The sequence below is a fragment of the Pseudomonas sp. B707 genome (assembly GCF_022496685.1).
Taxonomy (GTDB): domain Bacteria; phylum Pseudomonadota; class Gammaproteobacteria; order Pseudomonadales; family Pseudomonadaceae; genus Aquipseudomonas; species Aquipseudomonas paraglycinae.
Genome location: NZ_WTVE01000004.1, coordinates 1 through 20,531 on the forward strand (window position 1 = coordinate 1; position 20,531 = coordinate 20,531).

The 20,531-nt window shown below is 59.5% G+C and carries 19 protein-coding genes, 1 rRNA gene and 1 pseudogene; 12 read left to right on the forward strand and 9 right to left on the reverse strand.

Going from position 1 to position 20,531, the window contains the following annotated elements:
- Positions 1-6: 6 nt before the first annotated feature.
- From rrf to GQX66_RS00035, 4 genes and pseudogenes are all read left to right on the forward strand, one after another.
- A 5S ribosomal RNA gene (gene rrf, locus GQX66_RS00020) occupies positions 7-122 on the forward strand.
- A gap of 124 nt (positions 123-246) precedes the next feature.
- Positions 247-702 carry a VOC family protein gene (locus tag GQX66_RS00025; RefSeq protein ID WP_085747571.1) on the forward strand — a complete coding sequence of 152 codons (456 nt, stop codon included), beginning with the start codon at positions 247-249 and terminating at the stop codon, positions 700-702.
- Positions 703-782: 80 nt separating this feature from the next.
- Positions 783-2,327, forward strand: a complete 1,545-nt coding sequence (locus GQX66_RS00030) for a class I SAM-dependent methyltransferase (protein WP_240864837.1) — start codon at positions 783-785, stop codon at positions 2,325-2,327.
- Between the two features lie 2 nt (positions 2,328-2,329).
- Positions 2,330-2,587: pseudogene (locus tag GQX66_RS00035) on the forward strand (diguanylate cyclase); the annotation flags it as partial.
- Here GQX66_RS00035 and GQX66_RS00040 read toward each other — a convergent pair.
- Both GQX66_RS00040 and GQX66_RS00045 read right to left on the reverse strand, forming a co-directional pair.
- Positions 2,566-3,690 carry an alkene reductase gene (locus tag GQX66_RS00040; protein WP_240864846.1) on the reverse strand — a complete coding sequence of 375 codons (1,125 nt, stop codon included), beginning with the start codon at positions 3,688-3,690 and terminating at the stop codon, positions 2,566-2,568. The pseudogene GQX66_RS00035 and the gene GQX66_RS00040 overlap by 22 nt on opposite strands.
- A 117-nt stretch (positions 3,691-3,807) precedes the next feature.
- Positions 3,808-4,485: a type 1 glutamine amidotransferase domain-containing protein gene (locus GQX66_RS00045; RefSeq protein WP_102717358.1), complete on the reverse strand. Its 678-nt coding sequence runs from the start codon at positions 4,483-4,485 to the stop codon at positions 3,808-3,810.
- 209 nt (positions 4,486-4,694) lie between these two features.
- Between GQX66_RS00045 and GQX66_RS00050 the strand changes: the two genes are divergently transcribed.
- Entirely contained in the window at positions 4,695-5,279 is a 585-nt protein-coding gene (locus GQX66_RS00050; RefSeq protein WP_134023107.1) for a TetR/AcrR family transcriptional regulator, read from the forward strand.
- 145 nt (positions 5,280-5,424) lie between these two features.
- Positions 5,425-7,551: a TonB-dependent siderophore receptor gene (locus tag GQX66_RS00055; RefSeq protein ID WP_240864849.1), complete on the forward strand. Its 2,127-nt coding sequence runs from the start codon at positions 5,425-5,427 to the stop codon at positions 7,549-7,551.
- A gap of 52 nt (positions 7,552-7,603) precedes the next feature.
- Here the strand turns inward: GQX66_RS00055 and GQX66_RS00060 are convergent, their stop codons facing one another.
- From GQX66_RS00060 to GQX66_RS00075, 4 genes are all read right to left on the reverse strand, one after another.
- Entirely contained in the window at positions 7,604-8,560 is a 957-nt protein-coding gene (locus tag GQX66_RS00060) for a 2-hydroxyacid dehydrogenase (RefSeq protein ID WP_085747564.1), read from the reverse strand.
- Positions 8,561-8,592: 32 nt separating this feature from the next.
- Positions 8,593-9,357: an SDR family oxidoreductase gene (locus GQX66_RS00065; RefSeq protein ID WP_240864851.1), complete on the reverse strand. Its 765-nt coding sequence runs from the start codon at positions 9,355-9,357 to the stop codon at positions 8,593-8,595.
- 39 nt (positions 9,358-9,396) lie between these two features.
- Complete coding sequence (locus tag GQX66_RS00070) at positions 9,397-10,089, reverse strand: fumarylacetoacetate hydrolase family protein (protein ID WP_240864853.1); 693 nt, start codon at positions 10,087-10,089, stop codon at positions 9,397-9,399.
- 99 nt (positions 10,090-10,188) lie between these two features.
- Positions 10,189-11,538: an MFS transporter gene (locus GQX66_RS00075; RefSeq protein WP_085605052.1), complete on the reverse strand. Its 1,350-nt coding sequence runs from the start codon at positions 11,536-11,538 to the stop codon at positions 10,189-10,191.
- Positions 11,539-12,128: 590 nt separating this feature from the next.
- On the opposite strand from GQX66_RS00075, the gene GQX66_RS00080 reads away from it, so the two are divergent.
- Complete coding sequence (locus GQX66_RS00080) at positions 12,129-13,061, forward strand: AraC family transcriptional regulator (RefSeq protein ID WP_085747560.1); 933 nt, start codon at positions 12,129-12,131, stop codon at positions 13,059-13,061.
- 4 nt (positions 13,062-13,065) lie between these two features.
- On the opposite strand, the gene GQX66_RS00085 is transcribed toward GQX66_RS00080, so the two are convergent.
- Positions 13,066-14,004: an AraC family transcriptional regulator gene (locus GQX66_RS00085; protein WP_240864855.1), complete on the reverse strand. Its 939-nt coding sequence runs from the start codon at positions 14,002-14,004 to the stop codon at positions 13,066-13,068.
- 21 nt (positions 14,005-14,025) lie between these two features.
- Entirely contained in the window at positions 14,026-14,859 is an 834-nt protein-coding gene (locus tag GQX66_RS00090) for an oxidoreductase (protein ID WP_240864858.1), read from the reverse strand.
- A gap of 205 nt (positions 14,860-15,064) precedes the next feature.
- Here GQX66_RS00090 and GQX66_RS00095 point away from each other — a divergent pair, with 205 nt between their 5' ends.
- Positions 15,065-16,033 carry an alpha/beta hydrolase gene (locus GQX66_RS00095; protein ID WP_129973864.1) on the forward strand — a complete coding sequence of 323 codons (969 nt, stop codon included), beginning with the start codon at positions 15,065-15,067 and terminating at the stop codon, positions 16,031-16,033.
- Positions 16,034-16,044: 11 nt separating this feature from the next.
- Here GQX66_RS00095 and GQX66_RS00100 read toward each other — a convergent pair whose 3' ends face one another.
- The gene (locus tag GQX66_RS00100) at positions 16,045-16,923 is read right to left on the reverse strand and encodes a LysR substrate-binding domain-containing protein (RefSeq protein ID WP_039771013.1); all 879 of its coding nucleotides are present in this window, start codon (positions 16,921-16,923) and stop codon (positions 16,045-16,047) included.
- 104 nt (positions 16,924-17,027) lie between these two features.
- Between GQX66_RS00100 and GQX66_RS00105 the strand changes: the two genes are divergently transcribed.
- From GQX66_RS00105 to GQX66_RS00120, 4 genes are all read left to right on the forward strand, one after another.
- Positions 17,028-17,453, forward strand: a complete 426-nt coding sequence (locus tag GQX66_RS00105) for a VOC family protein (RefSeq protein WP_011333668.1) — start codon at positions 17,028-17,030, stop codon at positions 17,451-17,453.
- A 113-nt stretch (positions 17,454-17,566) separates the two neighbouring features.
- Complete coding sequence (locus GQX66_RS00110; RefSeq protein WP_240864860.1) at positions 17,567-18,826, forward strand: cation:dicarboxylase symporter family transporter; 1,260 nt, start codon at positions 17,567-17,569, stop codon at positions 18,824-18,826.
- Between the two features lie 109 nt (positions 18,827-18,935).
- Positions 18,936-20,039, forward strand: coding sequence for an alkene reductase (locus GQX66_RS00115; protein ID WP_240864863.1), 1,104 nt, complete (start codon positions 18,936-18,938; stop codon positions 20,037-20,039).
- A 73-nt stretch (positions 20,040-20,112) separates the two neighbouring features.
- Complete coding sequence (locus tag GQX66_RS00120) at positions 20,113-20,493, forward strand: nuclear transport factor 2 family protein (RefSeq protein ID WP_039771019.1); 381 nt, start codon at positions 20,113-20,115, stop codon at positions 20,491-20,493.
- Positions 20,494-20,531 lie beyond the last annotated feature (38 nt).

Below are 20,531 nucleotides of genomic sequence, written 5' to 3' on the forward strand. Positions count from 1 at the left end.
GAATTTCTTGACGACCATAGAGCGTTGGAACCACCTGATCCCATCCCGAACTCAGAAGTGAAACGATGCATCGCCGATGGTAGTGTGGGGTTTCCCCATGTGAGAGTAGGTCATCGTCAAGATTAAATTCCGAAACCCCAATTGCGAAAGCAGTTGGGGTTTTGTTTTGCCCGCAGGAAAGTTTTTGCTCACGTTTGAGCACGCGTTGTTGGTTACCATGTGCGTCCGTTCGGCAGGAGGCAGGCAATGCAACTCAAGTTCAGTCACGTCGATGTACTCGTCAATAACCTCGAAGAAGCCTGCGCGTACTACGCGCAAATATTAAAGGCGAGAACCTCCAGGACGCTGGTGTGGGAGCGGGGCGGCCTGCATGTGCGTTATGCGATTGCGTTGATCGGGCAGGAGCGTTTCATGCTGGTTCAGCCATTGGCCGGGAATCTGCGGGAGCTCCTGGATAGCGCAGGCGAGGGCATGATCTACCGTCACTGCTATTCGACTCCCGATATCGAAAAAGCCTACGACGAGCTTGTCGCTGAAGGCGTACAGCCCGAAGATGAAAACGGTAAACCGTTGGTCCGCGAACATCTCCAATCACCGGCAGGGGCACGCATCATCTGGTTGCCCAAACGCTTCGGCCACTTCTCGATCGAAATCCTCGAGGAAGAGACGCTAGAGGCATTTATCGAAGACGCGTTTGCCTGATAGCTTCCCCTCTTGTGATACGCCATCACTACCCCGTATAAGAGCGACTTTCATTTCCGATATCAGAGTAGGGTGCACGCATGAGCAATGCCTGGAACGAGGGATATTTCACGGACGAAGGCTACACCTACGGGTATAGCCGGGAAATCAATCCGGTTTTCCAGCGTTATTGTCTGCTGCTGCGCGGTTTCGCCACGCTGGAGAGCACCGACGGTTATCACTGTGAGCTGGGCTTTGGTCAGGGCGTTTCGATCAACATCCATGCCGCGGGCAATCCAGGCTCCTATGTCGGTACCGACTTCCACCCGGGTCAGGCGTCCCATGCCATCGCTCTGGCCAGAGACTGGGGCAGCGATGCGCGACTGTATGACGACAGCTTCGAGCAGTTGCTGGCCCGCCATGACTTACCTCAGTTCGATAGCATCAGCCTGCATGGCATCTGGACCTGGGTCAGCCGCGACAACCATAAGCTGATCGTGGAATTCGTCCGCCGTCATCTCAAGCCAGGTGGTCTGCTCTACGTCAGCTACAACTGCTTCCCGGGCTGGTCGCCTCAGGCACCGTTGCGCCAACTGTTCAGTCTGCACGACCGTTTCGCCAGCCAGCCGTCTGCGCGCCCTGATCAACGTATCGACGCTGCGCTGCAATTTTCCGAAGCGCTGCTGGCTGCAAATCCTAAATATGCCAACTCCGCACCGGGGCTGGACGCCAAGCTCCAGAGCATCAAGGGTCAGGATCGCCAGTACGTCGCCCATGAGTATTTCAACCGCGACTGGAACTGCATGTATTTCACCGACGTGGTGGATGCCCTGGCACCCGCCAAGCTCGATTACGCCACGACAGCCGTGCCGCTGGACTCCGTCGACCCGCTCAACCTGAGCGCCGAAGGCATGGACTTTCTGGAAGGTATCGAGCATCCCGTCATGCGTGAGCAGGCGCGTGACTACTTTGTGAACCAGAGTTTCCGCCGGGATCTTTATGTGCGTGGCGCCAACAAGCTGTCCGCCTCCGAGCACCGTGAGCGGATGCTCAGCACGCGCTTCGTCCTGTTGCAGGCAGCCGACAGCGTGCCGGCCAACGTCACCGGTCCGGCGGGCGCAGCGACGCTGCAGGCAGAGATCTATGGCCCGGTACTCGCAGCCCTGGCGGATGACGCCTATGTGCCGAAGACCTTGCGGCATTTGCTGGATCTCGTGCCCTCGTTGGCCTATGGCGACGTCGAGCAGGCCCTCAACGTGCTGATCGGCATGAGCGTTGTAGCGCCCTGTCAGAGCGAGGCGGCTGAAAAGCTGGTGCAGGCCCGTTGCAACACCCTCAACCTGCAGCTGTGCAAGCGTTCGTTGTACGGCAACAGGATTCAGACCCTGGCGAGTCCGGTGACCGGTGGTGGCGTGACGGTCAGCCGCTTCCAGCAGTTGTTCCTGATCTCGATCAAGCAAGGCAAAAAGCACCCGGCTGAATGGGCGCAACTGGCGTGGGGCATCATCGGCGGCCAGGGCGAAGGTCTTCTGAAGGACGGCAGGGCCCTGACCACCGCTGAAGAAAACCTTGCCGAACTGACCTGGCAGGCTCAAGCGTTTGCCGAGAATACGCTGGTGATTCTCAAGACTTTGAAAATCGTCTAGTCGAGACGAGGGACGGCGCAGCGGTCGTGGCGCAAATAATCCTGAAACGCTTGGCGCAAGAGCCTATCGCTCACCGGACCAGTCCATTCGGCCGAGTGAGTGTGAGCATCGGCACTGCGGCCGCCACAGGGTCGCAACTGGACACGGTACAAGGCTTGATCGCTGCGGCAGATCAGGCGCTGTATCAAGCCAAAGGGGCGGGCCGCAATCAGCTCGCCAAAAGTGTCGCCAGCGAAAGCTACTCTCCGTACACCGGGTAATCCACATAGCCTTCGGCATGGCCGCCATACACCGTGGCCGGGTTCAGCGAATTCAGCGGCCAGCCATTGGCGATCCGCGCGGGCAGGTCCGGGTTAGCCATGAACGGGCGACCGAAAGCCACGAGGTCCGCCAATCCGGATTCAAGCAACCGCGCACCGCTTTCGGCGTTGTAGCGGCCCGCGTAGATGATCGCGCCGCTGAAGGTGTCGCGTACCGCTCGACGGAAGGTTTCCGGCATCACTGGCGCGTCGTCCCAGTCGGCTTCGGCGATGGACAGGTAGGCGATGCCGACGTCTTGCAGCACCTTGATCGCTTCGATATAGGTGGTGTGAGGGTCTTCCTCGACCATACCCAGATAAGTCCGCGCTTCATCGGTGGTGGTGAACAGCGGCGCAAAGCGCACGCCGACCTTTTCCTTGCCGATGCATTCGGCGACCCCGGCCACTACTTCGCGCAGAAAGCGCAGACGGTTATGCAGCGAACCGCCGTATTGATCGGTGCGCAGGTTGCTGTGGGCGGAGATGAACTGGTTCACCAGATAACCATTGGCACAATGCAGTTCGATACCGTCGAAACCGGCGTCCATGGCATTGCGCGCCGCCTGGATGTACAGCTGAACCAGTTCCTGGACTTCATCGGTGGTCAGCGCTCGAGGCGCGGACGGCGGAACCAGAGCGCCCACACCGGGCGCGGTTTCGATGAACACACTGACCCGGTCGGTGGCGATGGCGGAGGCCGACACCGGTGCGTCGCCATTGGGTTGCAGGGCAGTATGGGATACGCGACCGACATGCCATAGCTGCGCGAAAATCACGCCGTCACTGGCGTGGACAGCCTCGGTGACCTTGCGCCAACCGGCAATTTGCTCAGGTGTATGAATGCCCGGGGTCCAGGCGTAACCCTGGCCACGGGGTTCGATCTGAGTGCCTTCAGTCACCAGCAAGCCCGCACCGGCCCGCTGCTGGTAATACTCGGCCATCAATTCATTGGCGACATTGCCCGGTTGGGTGCTGCGCTGGCGGGTGAGGGGCGGCAGGACTATGCGGTTTTTCAGGATGTGGCGGCCCAGGGTGACGGGTGTAAAGAAACTGCTGTGGTTCATGGAAATACCTTTTCATGGCCTTATTAGACCAGTCGACTATTCAAGTGGCGAAAAAAGAACACCGTGCAACGCACACACGGTGTCCGGATCAGTTGTTCGAGGATGTAGCGGAAAGCTTCAGCCCAGCAGCTTCAGCAGTTTTTCGGCGACAGCTGCCGAGCTGGCAGGATTCTGGCCGGTCACCAGTTTTCCATCAGTCACTACATGAACCTGCCAGTCGGCAACTTTGGAATAGCGACCGCCAAGACGCTGAAACTCGTCTTCGATCAGGAAAGGTACGACATCCGTCAAACCGACGGCCGCCTCTTCGGAATTGGTGAAGCCGGTCACTTCGCGATGCTGGATCAGCGGTTTACCGTCCGTATCGACCACATGACGCAGTACCCCCGGTGCGTGGCAGACAAAACCATGGGGCTTGTTGCTGCGCGCGAAGGCTTCGATCAGGGCAATCGAATGCTTGTCTTCGGCCAGGTCCCAGAGCGGGCCATGGCCACCTGGATAAAACACGGCATCGAAATCTTCGGCGCGGACGTCGGCCAGGCGGCCGGTGCTCGCGAGTACCTGTTGGGCCGCAGGGTCCTGGCGGAAACGGTCGGTTTCAGTCGTCTGAGCGTCGGGCTCGTCGCTCTTCGGATCCAGCGGTGGCTGACCGCCAGCGGGCGAAACCAGGGTGACGTCGGCACCGGCGTCCTTGAAGGCGTAGTAGGGGGCGGCGAACTCTTCGAGCCAGAAGCCGGTTTTCTTGCCGGTGTTGCCGAGTTGATCGTGGGAAGTCAAAACCATCAAGATTTTCATAGAGCACCCTGGGTTGGTCTGGCGGCGGTCATGAGCAAGGGATTCGCACAGGATCGGCACCGGGAAAAGGTTTGTCGGGGCGCAGCATAGTTTCCAATTAGACCAGTCGTCTAGTAATTTTTTCTTCCAGGGTTTTTCATGGACAGGTGTGGCAAACTCGCGTTCCTTTGAGATAAACGACTGGTCTATTGCCTGGTAATTCGTGCCCCATGAAACCGACCTACGACGACACCCGCCAACATTTGCTCGACACCGGCCACCGGATGATGGCCGAGAAAGGCTTCACCAGTGTCGGCCTGAACGAGATCCTGCAGACCGCCGGCGTGCCCAAGGGCTCGTTCTATCACTACTTCAAATCCAAGGAACTGTACGGTCAGGCCTTGCTCGAGGATTACTTCGTCGACTATCTGGCGGACATGGAGCGACGCCTGACGCTGCCCGGCCTGAGCGCCTATGAACGGCTGATGGATTATTGGCAAGGCTGGCAGGATCGCTGCACCCTGGAAGGCCATGGCGACGAATGCCTGGTGGTGAAACTCAGCGCCGAGGTGGCTGACCTTTCCGAAACCATGCGCCTGACCTTGCGTGATGGTGCAGAGCGAGTGGTGGCGCGCATCAGCGAGTGCATCGAACAGGGCCAGGTCGAAAAAAGCTTGCCTGAGGGCGATGCTCGGCAACTGGCTGAAACCCTGTATCAACTGTGGCTGGGGGCCAGTTTGCTGAACAAACTGCAACGCACAGGACAGTCGTTGAGTACGTCAATGGCGACCACGAAACGCCTGTTGAGCGTGTGAGCAGGAAATAGACGCAAGAGGTGAGAGTCAGCTGCACAAACGAATGGGAATGCCTATCAATTGCGCGGCGAGTGGTATACCATCCGCCGCGTTTTTGCTGGCAGTTATCCCCTTCGTTCTGGCCTATCCGTAAGGTTTTCTCCTCATGCGTCGAACTCTGCTGTCCATCTGTGTGTTGCAAACGTTGTCTCCCTTTGCTTGGGCCGAGCCATCCGATTCAACGGTGTCAGCGCTGGAGCTGGAGGCAACCGATGTGGTCGGTACCGCGGATTACGAAAGAGCGGACGGCCCGGTACACGGATATCGCGCGACCCGTTCGGCCAGCGCCACCCGAACCGATACCTCGATCCATGAAACCCCGCAGTCGATCAGTGTCGTCACTAAAGACGCGGTCGAAGACATCGGTGCTACCCGGCTGCAGGACGCACTGGATTACGCGGGCGGCGTAGGGCGAGCCAACAATTTCGGCGGCCAGGGACTGACCACGTTCACCGTGCGCGGATTTACCACCGGCGAGTTCTACCGTAATGGTTTCCCGATCAACCGCGGTTATCCGAACATGCCGGATGCCAACACCATCGAGCGTCTGGAAGTCTTGCGCGGGCCGGCGACCATGCTCTACGGCCGTGGCGATCCGGGTGGCACCTTCAATGTCGTTTCCAAACAACCGTTGCCCGAGCGCACGGTCACACTCGGCAGCCAGTTGAATGACCAAGGCATGCGCCGCGGTACCCTGGATGCTTCCGGTCCGCTCGATGAAGAGGGGCGTCTGGCCTATCGCCTGAACGTGGTGGGCGAGGGCGGCGATACCTTCCGCGATCACGTCGAAACCGAACGCTACGGCGTGACCCCGGTGCTGACCTGGCAAGCCAGCGATGACACCCGAGTGATCTTCGAGGGTGACTTCATGCGCAACAATCATCCGCTGGACCGGGGCGCGACGCGTTATCCCCGGCAGATCGGCACTGCCTCCCGTGACACCTTCTTCGGTGAACCGGACGCTGGCAAATTGCACAACGACAACAACATGGCGCAATTGCGCTTCGAGCATGTGCTCAATGAGGACTGGACGCTCGGCGGTGGCTTCCAGTGGCTCGACGGTACCTTGCAGGGCAATGCCATTGAAGCCAACGGCATTGCCGCCGACGGCCGGACCCTGGGACGAAATTTCAACTACCGCAAGCTGGAGTGGACCGACAAGGACACTCAGCTCAACCTGACCGGTCACTTCTCCACGGGCGGCCTGCAGCACACATTGCTCACCGGTATCGAATACGAGGACTACGACTACCAGTCGATCATCCAGCGCTCCAGCGGCGCGGTAAGTGCCTATCCGATCGATATCTTCAATCCGGTGTATGGGCAGCCCCGTCCGGCACTGACGCGCACTCCGACCCACGACAAGGAAAATCTCAAGACCTACGCCGCGTTCGTACAGGACCAGGTAGCGCTTACCGATCGGTTGAAAGTCCTGGCCGGCGCACGTTTCGAACGCTTCGAACACGACTACGAAACCTACGTGCCCGGCGGCAAGAACTGGCAGGCCAGTGACAATGCCGTGACGCCCCGCGTCGGTGTGATCTACGACCTGACCGACACCCTCGCGGTCTACGCGGACACCGCGCGTTCATTCAAGCCCAATACCGGCGCGAGCCGACAGGGCGGGGGCTTTGAACCGGAGAAAGGCAAGTCCTGGGAGGTGGGCGTCAAATGGGAAGCGCTGGATCATCAGTTGAGCGTTGACGCGGCGATCTATCAGATTGAAAAGCGCAATGTCCTGACCACTGACCCGGTGGACTCGACTTTCAGCGTGGCTGCCGGGGAAGTGCGCAGCCGGGGATTTGACCTCAATGTCGCCGGCAACCTGACCCCCGAGTGGCGTGTCATCGGTGGTTACGCCTACGTCGATGCCGAGGTGACCAAGGACAACGTGATCCGCTCCGGCACGCGACTGATGAACATCCCGAAAAACAGCTTCAGCCTGCTCAACGTCTATGAGTTCCAGGACGGTGCCCTCAGTGGTCTGGGTCTGGGAACAGGCCTCAAATATGTCGATGAGCGCGCGGGTCAGACGGCGAACACCGCGTTTTCGATGGGGAGCTATACCGTTGTCGACCTGCTCAGCTACTACAAGGTCAATGACAAGGTGCGCCTCAACTTCGACCTGAAGAACCTGTTTGACCGGGACTACGACGAGGGTGCATTCGGTAACGTCTACGCCTATCCGGGGGCACCGAGAACGGTGCAGGTCGGCATTTCTTACACGTTGTAGTCGGGGTCTGGAATCTGTCAGCGGGGGCTGTGGCCCCCGATGACTGTGAGGTTCAGCCGGTCACACACCCTTGCGGAGTCTTTCCGGCAAAACTGTCCACCAGGCTCGCCACAACCATCTCGCCCATGCGGGTGCGGGTCTGCAGGGTCGCACTGGCGCGGTGCGGTTGCAGCACCACCTGTTCCTGGGCAAACAAGGCTTCAGGCACGTTGGGCTCATCGACGAAAACATCCAGCGCCGCTCCCGCGATCTCACCGGCCGTCAGGGCCGCCACCAGATCGGTTTCGTTGACCAGTTTTCCCCGGGCGACGTTGATCAGGTAGCCGCCCTTGCCCAGGGCCTGCAGCACGGAGGCATCGATGATGGCTTCGGCCTTGTCGGCGGCCGCCGCGAGAATCAGCGCATCACTGTCGCGGGCCAATTGCTTGAGGTCGGCGATGAAGGTGTGGCTGATATCGCTCATCGGTTGCAGGTCGGTGTAACTGATCGGACAGCCAAACGCGGCAGCGCGAGTGGCGACCGCTCGGCCGACCCGGCCCATGCCCACGATGCCGATCCGCATGCCGGACACCTGACGTGCCAGCGGCAGCGGTGCAAGCGGCGTCGGGCTCTGCGGCCACTGGCCCGAGCGCACGTAACGGTCACTGGTACACAACCCACGGCACACGGCGATCAGCAAGCCGATGGCCAGGTCGGCCACGTCTTCGGTCAGAGCCCCGATGGTCGCCGTCACGCGGATCCCGCGATCCCGGGCGTAGGCCAGGTCGACCGCATCGGTGCCGACACCGTTGACCGCCACCACTTCCAGTTTGGGCAGTTGCGCCATCAACGCCTGACTGATGCCCGTGTGGCCACCGGTGATCACGCCGCGAATGTTGGCGCCGTGTTCCTGCAAATACGCCGCTTTGTCGGCCTGCTCGAAATAACGCCTGATCGTGAACAGTTCGCCGAGACGGGCATTGATTTGCGGAATCAGGATCGGGCTCAACTGCAAGACTTCTGGCTTCATGTAAACCTCACTTACGCAATAAAAAAGCCGGCTCAACCACGGCCGACAAACGGCATGGCAGTGGCCATGACGGTCATGTTCAGGACGTTGGCCGACAGGGGCAGACCGGCGATGTAGCGCACGGCGTCGGCGACATGCTTGACGTCGACCATCGGCTCCACGGCGATGCTGCCGTTGGCCTGGCGCACGCCTTTGGTCATGCGCACCGACATTTCGGTCAAGGCATTGCCGATATCGATCTGGCTGCAGGCGATATTGAAGTCCCGACCATCCAGCGCCAGGGATTTGGTCAGCCCCAGCACCGCGTGTTTGCTGGCGGTGTACGCGCTGCTGAAAGGACGCGGGGTGTGCGCCGAAATCGAACCGTTGTTGATGATGCGTCCGCCCTGTGGCTGCTGCCGGCGCATGAGTCCGAACGCTCCTCGGGCGCAGAGAAAAACACCGTTGAGGTTGGTGTCGATCACATTTCGCCACTGCTCGAACGTCAGCTCATCCAGCGGCACGGCGGGGGCATTGACCCCGGCGTTGTTGAAGACCACGTCCAGGCGTCCGTAGACTTCGGCAATGGTTGCAAACAGCTGATCGACACTGGCCGGGTCGCGTACATCGGTGGGCACCGCCAGCGCTTCGTTTCCTTCGCTGGCCGCCAGATCGACCAACGCCTGCAAGGGTTCGGGGCGGCGTCCGGCCAATACCAGTGTGTATCCGTCGGCCAGCAGGCCCAGGGCTACGGAACGGCCGATCCCGCTGCCGGCGCCGGTCACCAGGGCAACTTTCAAGGGTTGAGTGTCAGACATCTTGTTGTTCTCCTTTTTTCCAATCACTTAAGGCCAGACTCAAGACCGGGGGCCGACGCGCATTTCGAGTTGGCCAATGCCGTCGATCCCGGCGCTGATGACGTCGCCGGGTTGCAAGACATCGACGCCGGCGGGGCTGCCGGTCATGATCAGGTCGCCGGCCTTGAGTGTTACGGATTGCGAGATGCGGCTGATGACTTCACTCACCGACCAGATCTGGCTGTCGAGACGATCGCGCTGGCGTTCTTCACCGTTCACGCTCAACCATAATTCCCCTTCGAGCCGACCGGCCCGAGTGACCGGCACAATGGCGGTCATCGGTGCGGCGCCGTCAAACACCTTGGCACCTTCCCATGGCAAACCGTCGCGCTTGGCCAGGCGCTGTACGTCACGACGGGTCAGATCCAGCCCGGCGGCGTAGCCCCAGACATAGGCCAGCGCCTGGCTCTCGGGAATCTGCGAGCCGCCTTCGCCGATGGCCACGACCAGTTCGATTTCATGGGCGAACTCTTCGGTCAGTGACGGGAAGATCACTTCGCCGGCAGCGTCGACGACACTGCTGGCCGGTTTCATGAAGAACACCGGTGGCTGACGCGGTTGGCCCAGCGTGTCCGGCCACGGGTAGTTACGGCCGACGCAAAACACGCGTCCGACGGGAAAGCGTTGCTCACTGCCGACAACCGGCAAGGTCACTGGCAGATCCGGGGTAAAGACGTACTCGGTCATGTTCATCCTGGTGCAAGTCCTGTGTGAAAGGTCAGCGTACGGCGGCAATCGTTGGCGAAGTTGGACGAAAGCCACCTCCTGTTGGAGAAAACGGTGATTCTTGCTTCAGCGTGTTTTCAACTCGATGCGGTACAGGCGGCCGAGCAACAATGAATAGGAGAGGGTGCCGATCAGCGCCACGGCGCCGATGAACCAGAACGCCCAGGCGAACGAGCCGGTGGCGTGGACGATGGCGCCGATCACGATCGGGGTCACAATGCCGCCGATGTTGGCGGCCAGGCTGGTGATCCCGCCGGTCAGCCCGATCAGTTCCTTGGGCGCCACCTCCGACACCGCCGCCCACGAGGACGACGCGATGCCCTGCGCGAAGAAGGCAATGGTCAGCACGGCGATGCAGATGACGTTCGAGTCGGTGAAGTTCACCAGCACGATCGACATGCCCAGCATCGACCCGACTACCAGCGGCAATTTCCGGGCGAAAGACATTGAATAGCCACGACGGATCAACAGGTCGGAGACGATGCCGGCGAGCAGGATGCCGACCGTTGCGCCCACGAAGGGCATCACGGCAAAGATCCCGGCCTTGATCGTGGTCAGATGGCGTTCTTCAATCAGATAGGTCGGGAACCAGGTGAGGAAGAAGTACAGCGCCGAGGTGCTGGCGAACTTGCCGATACAAATGGCCCAGACCTGGCGATAGCTGAACAGCTCGGCGATCTGCCGCCAGTTGAAACGGGTGCGTTCCTGGCTGCTCTTGACCAGTCCGCCACCGGCCTCGATGTATTTCAACTCTTCTTTGCTGACCTTCTTGCAGTTCAGCGGATCGCGATACAGATACAGCCACAGCACACCGAAGACGATGCCGAGCGCGCCGGTGCTGTAGAAGACATGGCGCCAGTCAAAGGTTGTGGCCAGCCACAGCAGGGCACCGGTAAACAGTGCCGTGCCCAGGTACTGCCCGCAGACGTAAATGCTGCTGGCCAGTCCCCGTTCCCGCGCCGGAAACCATACGGTTACCGCACGGCTGTTGGCCGGAAACGCCGGCGCTTCCATCGCCCCGACGGCCAGACGCAAGCCGAACAGCGAAGCGAAACCCGTGGCGAAGCCTTGAAACACCGTGACGGTCGACCAACTGATCAGTGAAACCCCGTAGGTGAAGCGTGAGCCGAAGCGGTCGGCGATAAATCCGGCCGGCACGAGAGCGAGTGCGTAGGTCCAGGCAAAGGCAGAGAAGATCAGCCCCATTTCGATCTTGTCCAGGCCCAGGTCCTTGGCCATGAACGGGGCGGCGATCGAGATGTTCACCCGGTCGATGTAATTGATGATCGTCGCAATCAGCAGCAGCGAGAGCATGAACCAGCGTCGGCGCGTCGGCAGCCGCCGGGAAGAGACGGCGTCCCTGTCGCCGGCAATCAACGGCGGGGCGGTGGTGGGGGAGGTGTGTGAATTCGACATGAGTGGACCTCGTTATTGTTAGAAGTGTCGAGTTGTTTGCGGACAGCCGACGCCGTTGCCCGCTGTTCGGGGGCAAGGCAATCGAAGTTGAAACCAATGGCAAAAACGGCCAGGGTCAGACGTTCAGGGACGTCTTCCGGCTGGCATCGTCGGTAAAGGGTGGGGAGGGGCGGCGGGGAGCAATTGCAGATTCATGACGTGCGCACCTTTTTTGTTTTTGAATGAGGTTGGGCTGCATGGGAAATACAGTGGTCGTACAACCTCTTGAAATCAATCAAGGTGTTAGATCATTTTTTCCGAAGAAGGGCGCGTCGGATAAACCTGTCCAAAAAAAGTCCACACAGTAAATTTTCCATATGCTCTCTGCTTTGTTTTCTATCCGACTGTTTTTAAAAGGAAAAAGTACTGAATTTGCGGACGCGTTTTTTGGACAGTGATCATTGGCAGTGGCGGTGTAGAAAAAACACTGAGTCTGGCGTCGTCGTATGACTGCTTGAAGGGGCGGCGACGAACCTTCAAGATGAGCCAAGCCGATAACTCGGTAACGCCAGGAAAACCTGCCCAAGTAACCTGTCGAGGATTCTCAAGAAATGACGTCACAATGCCGTGTGCCCACCTACGTCATGCAGCAACGCAGCGAGATGATGGATTTCTACATTCGTGACAAGAAAGGTCGCCGCGCCGAGACTGGCCCGCACCGACACGAATACTTCCAGATCCAGATCAACCTCGGCGGCGACACGGTGCAGCACATTGGCAACGCGGTTCGTCCGTTTCCGCGTAACGCACTGGCGTTTATCCTGCCGCACCGTGTGCATGTGATCCCGCATCCGGCGGACAGCAATTTCATGGTGATCAACTTTTCCCAGACCTTTCTGTTGCCGCATTTGCAGTGCGACCCGATGGATCTGGAGGAGGTATCGATTCTCCTGGCGCCCGAACTGTCGCCGTTTCGCTTTCAGGAGCATTTGGATTTCATTCTGGGGAATGAGGATTTCAACGAGGTCTGTGGCCTGATCGAACAGATGCGCAGGCTGGACGAGAATCGTCAGTTCGGTACGCGCGAAGTGCTCAAGGGATTGCTGCTGCAACTGGTGGGCAAGGTGTGCGTCCTGTATGCCGAACCGCTCAAGCGCCTGGCGGAAGAAAACGCAGCACAGGCCAGTCGACGGGATGCACTGAGCCGGATGTTCGAGTACTTGCGCAAGAATATTGCCGACCCCGATCTCAATCTGATCAAGGTGGCGGCGGCGACCTACCTGTCACCGACTTACCTCACGCACTGGCTGCGCAAGGAAATCGGCAAGACCTTCACCGAGCTGGTGCTGGAACGCAGAATGCACGCGGCGCGCAATTACCTGCTCAATGGAGCCCGGCCAGTGGGCGAGGTGGCGAGGCTGTGTGGTTTTGCGGATGAAGCTTATTTCTCCCGGCGCTTTCGCCAGATCCACGGCCAGCCACCTGGACAGTTCCGCCGTCGGCAACTGGACCCCGACACCCCGCAGTCACCTGTAGATGCCTGATCGGCTAATGCGACGAAACATAAACCGAGGCCGACGTCGGCGCAGGCAACGCATACGTTGCCTTCATCCACTCGATCTCCGCTTGCGGCGTTCGGCCGAAGAACCGTTTGAACTCGCGGCTGAATTGCGACGCGCTTTCATAGCCGACACTGAACGCCGCCGCTGACGCGGTCATCGCGTGGCGCAACATCAAAAGTCGCGCCTGATGCAGGCGTGTCGACTTCAGGTATTGCATGGGCGAGGCGTCCGTCACGCTGCGAAAGTGCAGGTGAAAACTGGGTACGCTCATGCTCGCTTCGCGGGCCAGTTGCTCGACGTCCAGGCGCTCCTGATAGCTGCTGTGGATCTTGCGGATCGCCCGCGTCACCTTGCCGAAGTGTCCCTGTCGATTGAGTGCGGCGCGCATCGAGCCGCCTTGTTCGCCGGTCAGGATGCGGTAATAGATTTCCCGCAACAGCGCTGGCCCCAATATCTGTGCCTCACCCTCAATACTCATGGCTTCGAGAAAGCGCAGCGTCGATGCGCGCAGGCGGTCGTCCATCGGCGAGGCAAACATGCCCTTGGGTGGCGCATCACTCGGGCCGTGAATCTCATCCACCTGCGGCATCAACTCGCTGGCCACCTGGAAATCGAGTTGCATATAGATCGCGAGCATTGGCTCGTCCTCAGAGGCGTCGGTCTCCATGGTGAAGGGGATCGGAACCGACACCACCAGGTAATGCTGGGCGTCATACACGTAGATGTCATCGCCCAGATACCCGCGCTTCTGGCCCTGACAGAGAATCACGATGCCGGGGTCGTACAGCACCGGCGTGCGGGTCAGTGGCCGGTTCGAGCGCAGGAAGCGCACGCCCTCCAGCGCGCTGAGGTTGTAGCCCTCGACCGGTGCCAGCGTTTCCATGAGCTGCACCATGCGCGAAGTGCTTGGGTCGGCCTGTTTCATCGGGTTCTCTCTGTGGGCCGTTCAATGGTCGGTGGAACGGGTCAGCGCTTCCCATTGATCGATCTCGCTGGCGGCGCGTTTCAGCTTGTCGCGCACCAGGTTCAATGCATCGCTGCCCAGCAACAGATGCGCTGGCGGAGCAGGGCTGGCGATGATCTGCAACATCGCCTGCGCCGCTTTGCGCGGATCACCGAGTTGCTTGCCGCTTTTGTCTTCGCGGGCCTTGCGCACCGGATCGAAACTGGCGTCATAGTCGGCGATGCTGCGCGGTGTGCGCTGCATCGAGCGACCGGCCCAGTCGGTTCGAAATGAACCCGGTGCGACGGCGGTCACGAAGATATTGAACGGCGCCAGTTCCTTGCTCAGGGTATCGGAGATGCCTTCGAGCGCAAACTTGCTGCCACAGTAGTACGCGATACCCGGCATGGTGATTGTGCCGCCCATCGAGGTGATATTGAGAATATGACCCGCCCGCCGCTGGCGAAAGAACGGCACAAACGCCTTGGTCACCGCGACCGCGCCGAACACATTCACGTCGAACTGGCGGCGCATGTCCTCCAGCGGCGATTCTTCGAAAATGCCTTCGTGACCGTAGCCGGCGTTGTTGACCAGCACATCGACCGGGCCGTGGGTCGCTTCGACAGTCGCCACGACGCCTTCGATGCGGTCGAAGTCGGTGACGTCCAGCAGCACGCCGTACGCATTATCGATAGAAAGAGCCTGAAAGGCTTGCAGATCGGCTTCGTTGCGCACGGTGCCGATGACGCGGTGGCCGGCATCCAGCGCTTCCTTGGCCAGCGCGTGGCCGAAGCCGCTGCTGACGCCGGTGATGAAGAGGGTTTTGGTGGTGGTCATGACGGGCTCCAGTTAATCCGGTTTCAACTCATGGTATCCATCGAAGAAACACTCCCCTATGTCGGTTTGTCTTTGATCATTGCCTATTCCTATCAACGGCGCGACAAACGGCCAATGAGCTTTTTGCGTTGCTCCAGGCATCCAGGCTGGAACAGACCGCAACCGCTGATATCCTGCGCAACAACCGCCGATTAGCCAGGACGAAATGAAGACATCAACCCGTTGGCCCGCAGACGATAACGAGTTGGCGCAATTGCGCGCGTTCAACCGCAAGCTTGCCCGGCTGCCGCGCTTTCGCATCCGCAATCGCATCACCCCACGGGCGATTCAGTTGTTGTTGCGCCTAAGCCAATTGGGCGGCGCAAGAAAGTTGCTCAAGCACGGGCTTAAGGCCGAACGAAAAGTGGTGGGTGTCGACGGCGCGTCAGTGCCGGTGCGGATTATTCGGCCAAATACAAAGGCCAAAGGCGTAGTGCTGGATTTCCATGGCGGCGGCTGGGTCATCGGCAACGCGCAGATGAACGATCCCCTCAACATCGCCATGGTGAAAGCCTGCGACGTGGCAGTGGTCTCGGTCGACTATCGGCTTGTGGTCTCGACTCCGATCGAGGGCGTCATGCAGGACTGCCTCACGGCGGCCCGCTGGCTGCTGAGCGATGACTGCCGCGAGTTTGCGAACCTGCCCGTTATCGTCGTGGGCGAGTCGGCAGGCGGCCATCTCGCCGCCGCGACCCTGTTGCAACTCAAACAGTGGCCTGACCTGCTCGAACGGGTGAGCGGGGCGCTGCTGTATTACGGCGTCTACGACCTGACCGGAACCCCCAGCGTACGCAACGCCGGGCCCGATACCTTGCTGCTGGATGGGCCGGGGATGGTTGAAGCGCTGCAAATGCTCACTCCGGGATTGAACGATGAAGAGCGCCGGCAGGCGCCGTTGTCTCCGCTGTACGGTGACTTCACCGGTTTTCCGCCAGCGTTGATGTTTGCTGCGCAACTGGATCCGCTCAGGGATGACACGCTTGAGTTGGCTGAGCGTTGGGGTAGAGCGGCGGAAGTGGAGGTGCATCTGTTGCCGGAAACCGCACATGGGGTGATTCATTTTCCGCTGGGGTTGGCGGGGAAAGTGCTTGGGTATAGTCGTGCGTGGGTTGCGGGGCGGCTTGTTGAGGGCTGAACCATCGACCCTCACTCAGCCGCCACCTTGAATTGCTCGAGAATAAGTTCAGCCAATGTCCTGACAGGCTCGGTGAAACTTCGCCGAGGCCTGTGCACCAGTCCGATATCACGATGGAAGGTGTGTTGGCCGAGATCAAGCGCCCGCACACCTGACGGCCATTGCTGATGGGTGGCCGTCTGCGGCACGAGCGCGACCCCTACGCCATTTTCCACCAGCCTGATGATGGCCTCCAGCTCATCCAGCTCAGAGACTTCACGCAAAGTGAAATGCATCTGTCGCAGGAAACGATCGACCTGCCTGCCGCCGAAGGAGGAGCGGTCATAGCGAATGAACGGCAGGCTTGAGAGCAGTTCGATCCAGTCTTCTCCCGGTACGTCCTTGGGCACGATCAGACGGTAGGGTTCAAGCGCCAGCGTGGTCCAGCGCAGATCGCTTTGAAGCGAGAAGGGCGGCCGAATGATCGCTGCCATGTCGATTTCGCCGGTGTCCACCAGATTCACCAGCTCCATGGAAAGACCGGGCACGACACGCGTTCGGCATTCCGGGCACTGCTGGTGAAACCTGGCGAGTGCGTCCGGGAGAAACGATCGCTGGACTGAGGCGATTGCGCCGACGTTGACCAGAATGCGGGTGGAAAGACCGACGGTGGTCGATCCCAGGTTGTCGTAAAGACGAAGCAGCTCCTGCGCCTGAAGCAGGACTTGCTGGCCCATCCTGTTGAGGTGGGCCGAGCGTCCTTTTCTGTCGAATATTTCAAAGCCGAGCTCGGCTTCCAGACGTTGAATCTGGGCGCTCACCGCCGCCTGGGTGAGGCCGATCCGGTTGCCGGCAGCCGCGAAAGTGCCTTCCCGGGCGACGGCAATGAGGGTCTTGAGTTCTTTGATCATTCACAAATATTAGTTGTGTTTCTGAGAAATATATATTGATTTTTTTGCTGTCAGTGTCGCCCTACGATGTGCTCACCAACCACAAAAACCGTATCGGAGTCCTGATGAGCCTTTCGCCATTCCACCTCGCCATCCCCGTGTACAACCTGGCTGCAGCCCGCACTTTTTACGGTGAGGTCTTCGGCCTGGAAGAGGGTCGTTCCAGTAACCAATGGGTCGACTTCAACTTTTACGGGCATCAACTGGTGATTCACGAACACCCGAAAACCGCGTCTCAGGAAAGCGTTCACAGCAACCCGGTCGACGGGCACGACGTTCCTGTTCCTCACTTCGGCATCATCCTGGGATGGGAAGAGTGGGAAGCGCTGGCAGAGCGCCTCAAGTCTTTCGGTACCGAATTTGTGATCGAACCTTACATTCGATTCAAAGGACAGGTTGGCGAGCAAGCCACCATGTTCCTGTTCGACCCTTGCGGCAATGCCCTCGAATTCAAGGCCTTCAAGGATATGAGCCAGCTCTTCGCCAAGTAAGAAACGCAATGGCACAACGGCGTTGTGCCATTTGATCTCAAGTGAGCTGGAAGCTCATGACTCTAGCAACTGCCGATTGATGCAGTCCTTTCATTCCAACAAGAAGGCTAGACATGAAACGTATTCCCCTGGTGTGGCAAATCGTTGCCGGGCTGTTGCTTGGCGTGCTCGTTGGTTGGTACTTCAATACCCATCCGCAGTATCAGTCGTGGGTCAGTACGGAGATCCTGAAACCGCTTGGCGATATCTTCATCAAGATGATGAAGATGGTGGTCGTGCCTATCGTGTTCTGTTGCATGATCCTGGGTATCGCCGGAGGCGGGGATAACAAGTCGTTCGGCCTGATGGGCATCAAGTCGCTGGGCTATTTCTTTGCGATCACCGGCCTGGCCATCGTGATCGGCCTGTGTTTCGCGAACCTCTTCGAACCCGGTACGGGCACCGATATTTCGGGCATCGCACACGGTGCTGCCGCCATCACGATGGAGCCTACGAAGGGCGCGCTCGTGATTGTGCAAAACATCGTTCCGGATAACGTTCTGGTGGCGATGTCCGAGGCGAAGTTGCTTTCTGTGCTGTTCTTCGCGGTGTTGTTCGGTGTCGCGCTCAACGCATTGCCCAGGCAGAAAAGTGCACCTGTGGTTGCGCTGGTCCAAGGCATTTCAGATGCGATGTTCAGGATCGTCTCGATCGTCATGGCCTATGCCCCGATAGGGGTGTTCGGCATGATCGGTGCGACCGTCGCTACCTTCGGTTTTGCCTCGTTGTTGCCCCTGCTCAAGTTGATTGGTGTGGTTTATCTGGCGCTGATCGTCTTCGCATTGGTAGTGCTCGGAGGAATCAGTTACCTGATCGGCGAGAACATCTTCAAGTTGATCAGGTATTTCCGCGACGAGTTGATTCTTGCGTTCTCCAGTGCTGCCTCTGCAGCGGTCATGCCGCAGTTGATGAGCAAGCTGGAGAACTACGGCGTACCACGGCGCATTGTCAGTTTTGTGGTGCCAGTGGGGTACGCGTTCAACCTCGATGGCGCGTCGATCTTCCTCGGCGTGGCGACAATTTTCATCGCCCAGCTTTATGGAATCGATCTGTCGCTTTCTCAGGAAATCCTGCTGGTGGTGACCATGGTGCTGACCTCCAAAGGTGCTGCCGGGGTGCCTGGATTCGCCATCGTCATCCTGTCGGCCACGTTGGCGTCTGCCGGTCTCCCGCTGGAGGGCGTGGCACTGATCGCCGGTATCTTCAGGATAATCGACAGCGGCACCACCACCCTGAATGTATTGGGCAATGCGATTGCGCCCCTGGTGATCGCCAAGTGGGAGAGGGTGACTCTTGAGCCTTCGCGCACCCGCCCGGACGTACAAAAGGCCTGACGATCACAAGGAGCACTGACGGCGCTGCACGAGTAAACGCCTGCTGATGTACAGGCGATTTTTTTCATCAAGTTACTAGACGACCGGTCTGATATTGAAGGTATGCAACATGATTGATAACAGTCGCAACACGGATCTTTTTTCTCCCATGCAAATGGGCGCCCTGCAATTGACCAACCGGATTGTCATGGCGCCCGTGACCCGCAGCCGGATGGCTGAAGACGGCGTTCCGAACGAACTGCACGCGACTTACTACGCACAGCGCGCGAGTGCCGGCTTGATCATTGCCGAAGCGACAAACATTTCGGCGCAGGGGCGTGGCTACGCCATGACGCCGGGGATCTGGTCGGACGCGCAGGTGGCGGGGTGGAAAAAAGTCACGGACGCCGTCCATGCCGCAGGTGGCCGGATTGTCAGCCAGTTGTGGCACGTGGGGCGTTTTTCCAGCGTCGAGTTGCAGCCCGACCGCGCCGCTCCCGTTGCGCCCTCGGCGATCAAGGCAGAAGGCAGCACCTACACCGAGAACGGCTTTGTCGAAGTGTCGATGCCCCGGGCGCTGGAGACATCGGAGATTCCCGGCATCATCGAGCAATACAAGCGCGCCGCTGAAAATGCCAGGCGTGCCGGTTTCGATGGGGTGGAGGTTCATTCGGCGAACAGCTATCTGCTCGACCAGTTTCTGCGTGACTCGACCAATCAGCGTACTGACCGGTACGGCGGCACCATTGAGAACCGCGCCCGACTGACGCTTGAAGTCACTGAAGCGGTGATTTCGATCTGGGGCAGTGACCGCGTCGGCATCCGTCTTTCGCCGGTCACGCCCGATGCCGGAAACACGCCTCCCGACAGCAATGTCATGGCGACTTACGGATATCTGATTCAGCAGCTCAACCGACTCAATCTGGCCTATCTGCACTTCGTCGAAGGCGCCACCGCGACTTCGCGAACGGTTCCTGATGGCGTTGATATGGATGCATTGAGCGCGCAGTTCGAAGGCCCCTTCATCGGCAATAACAACTACGACCTCGAGATGGCACTGAAGCGCCGGGCGCAGGGCCGGATTGACGCGGTGGCGTTCGGGCGCCTGTTCATTTCCAACCCCGACCTCGTGGAGCGCCTGCGTCGGGGCACCGAACTGACCATCGCACCACGCGAGAGCTACTACGGCGGCGGCGCCAAGGGCTACACCGACTGGCCAACGGCTGACCATTGATGTGTGCGCCCTGAACCGGATCGGCGCAGGGCGGCTTGATTGAAAAAACATTCACAGCAAACAGGAGTTCGTCATGAGCCATCCAACTTACGTGCAGGAATACAACGCAATCGTCGAAGTGCTCAGCCAGTACAACGAAGGGGGAGCGAAGGCTGACAGCGCCTTGATGAAGCCCGCGTTCAATGCGCAGGCGACCATGTTCGGGGTTGACGACGGCAAGCTCGTCGGCGGCGCGATCCAGAATCTGTATGACGTCATCGACAGCGCGTTTCGTCCATCCCCCGAAGCCGAAGCCGCGATCGTCCGCATCGACATCGTCGGCACGGCCGCGAGTGCCCGGGTCGATACCGACAACGTGTCGGGGTTCCGTTTCACCGACTTCTTCAACCTGCTGAAGGTAGACGGCAAGTGGACGATCGTCAGCAAGATCTACCACACCCACCCGAGCGCCTGAGCCCTCGTCTTCTGCCCCGGCAGTACCGGGGCAGCACC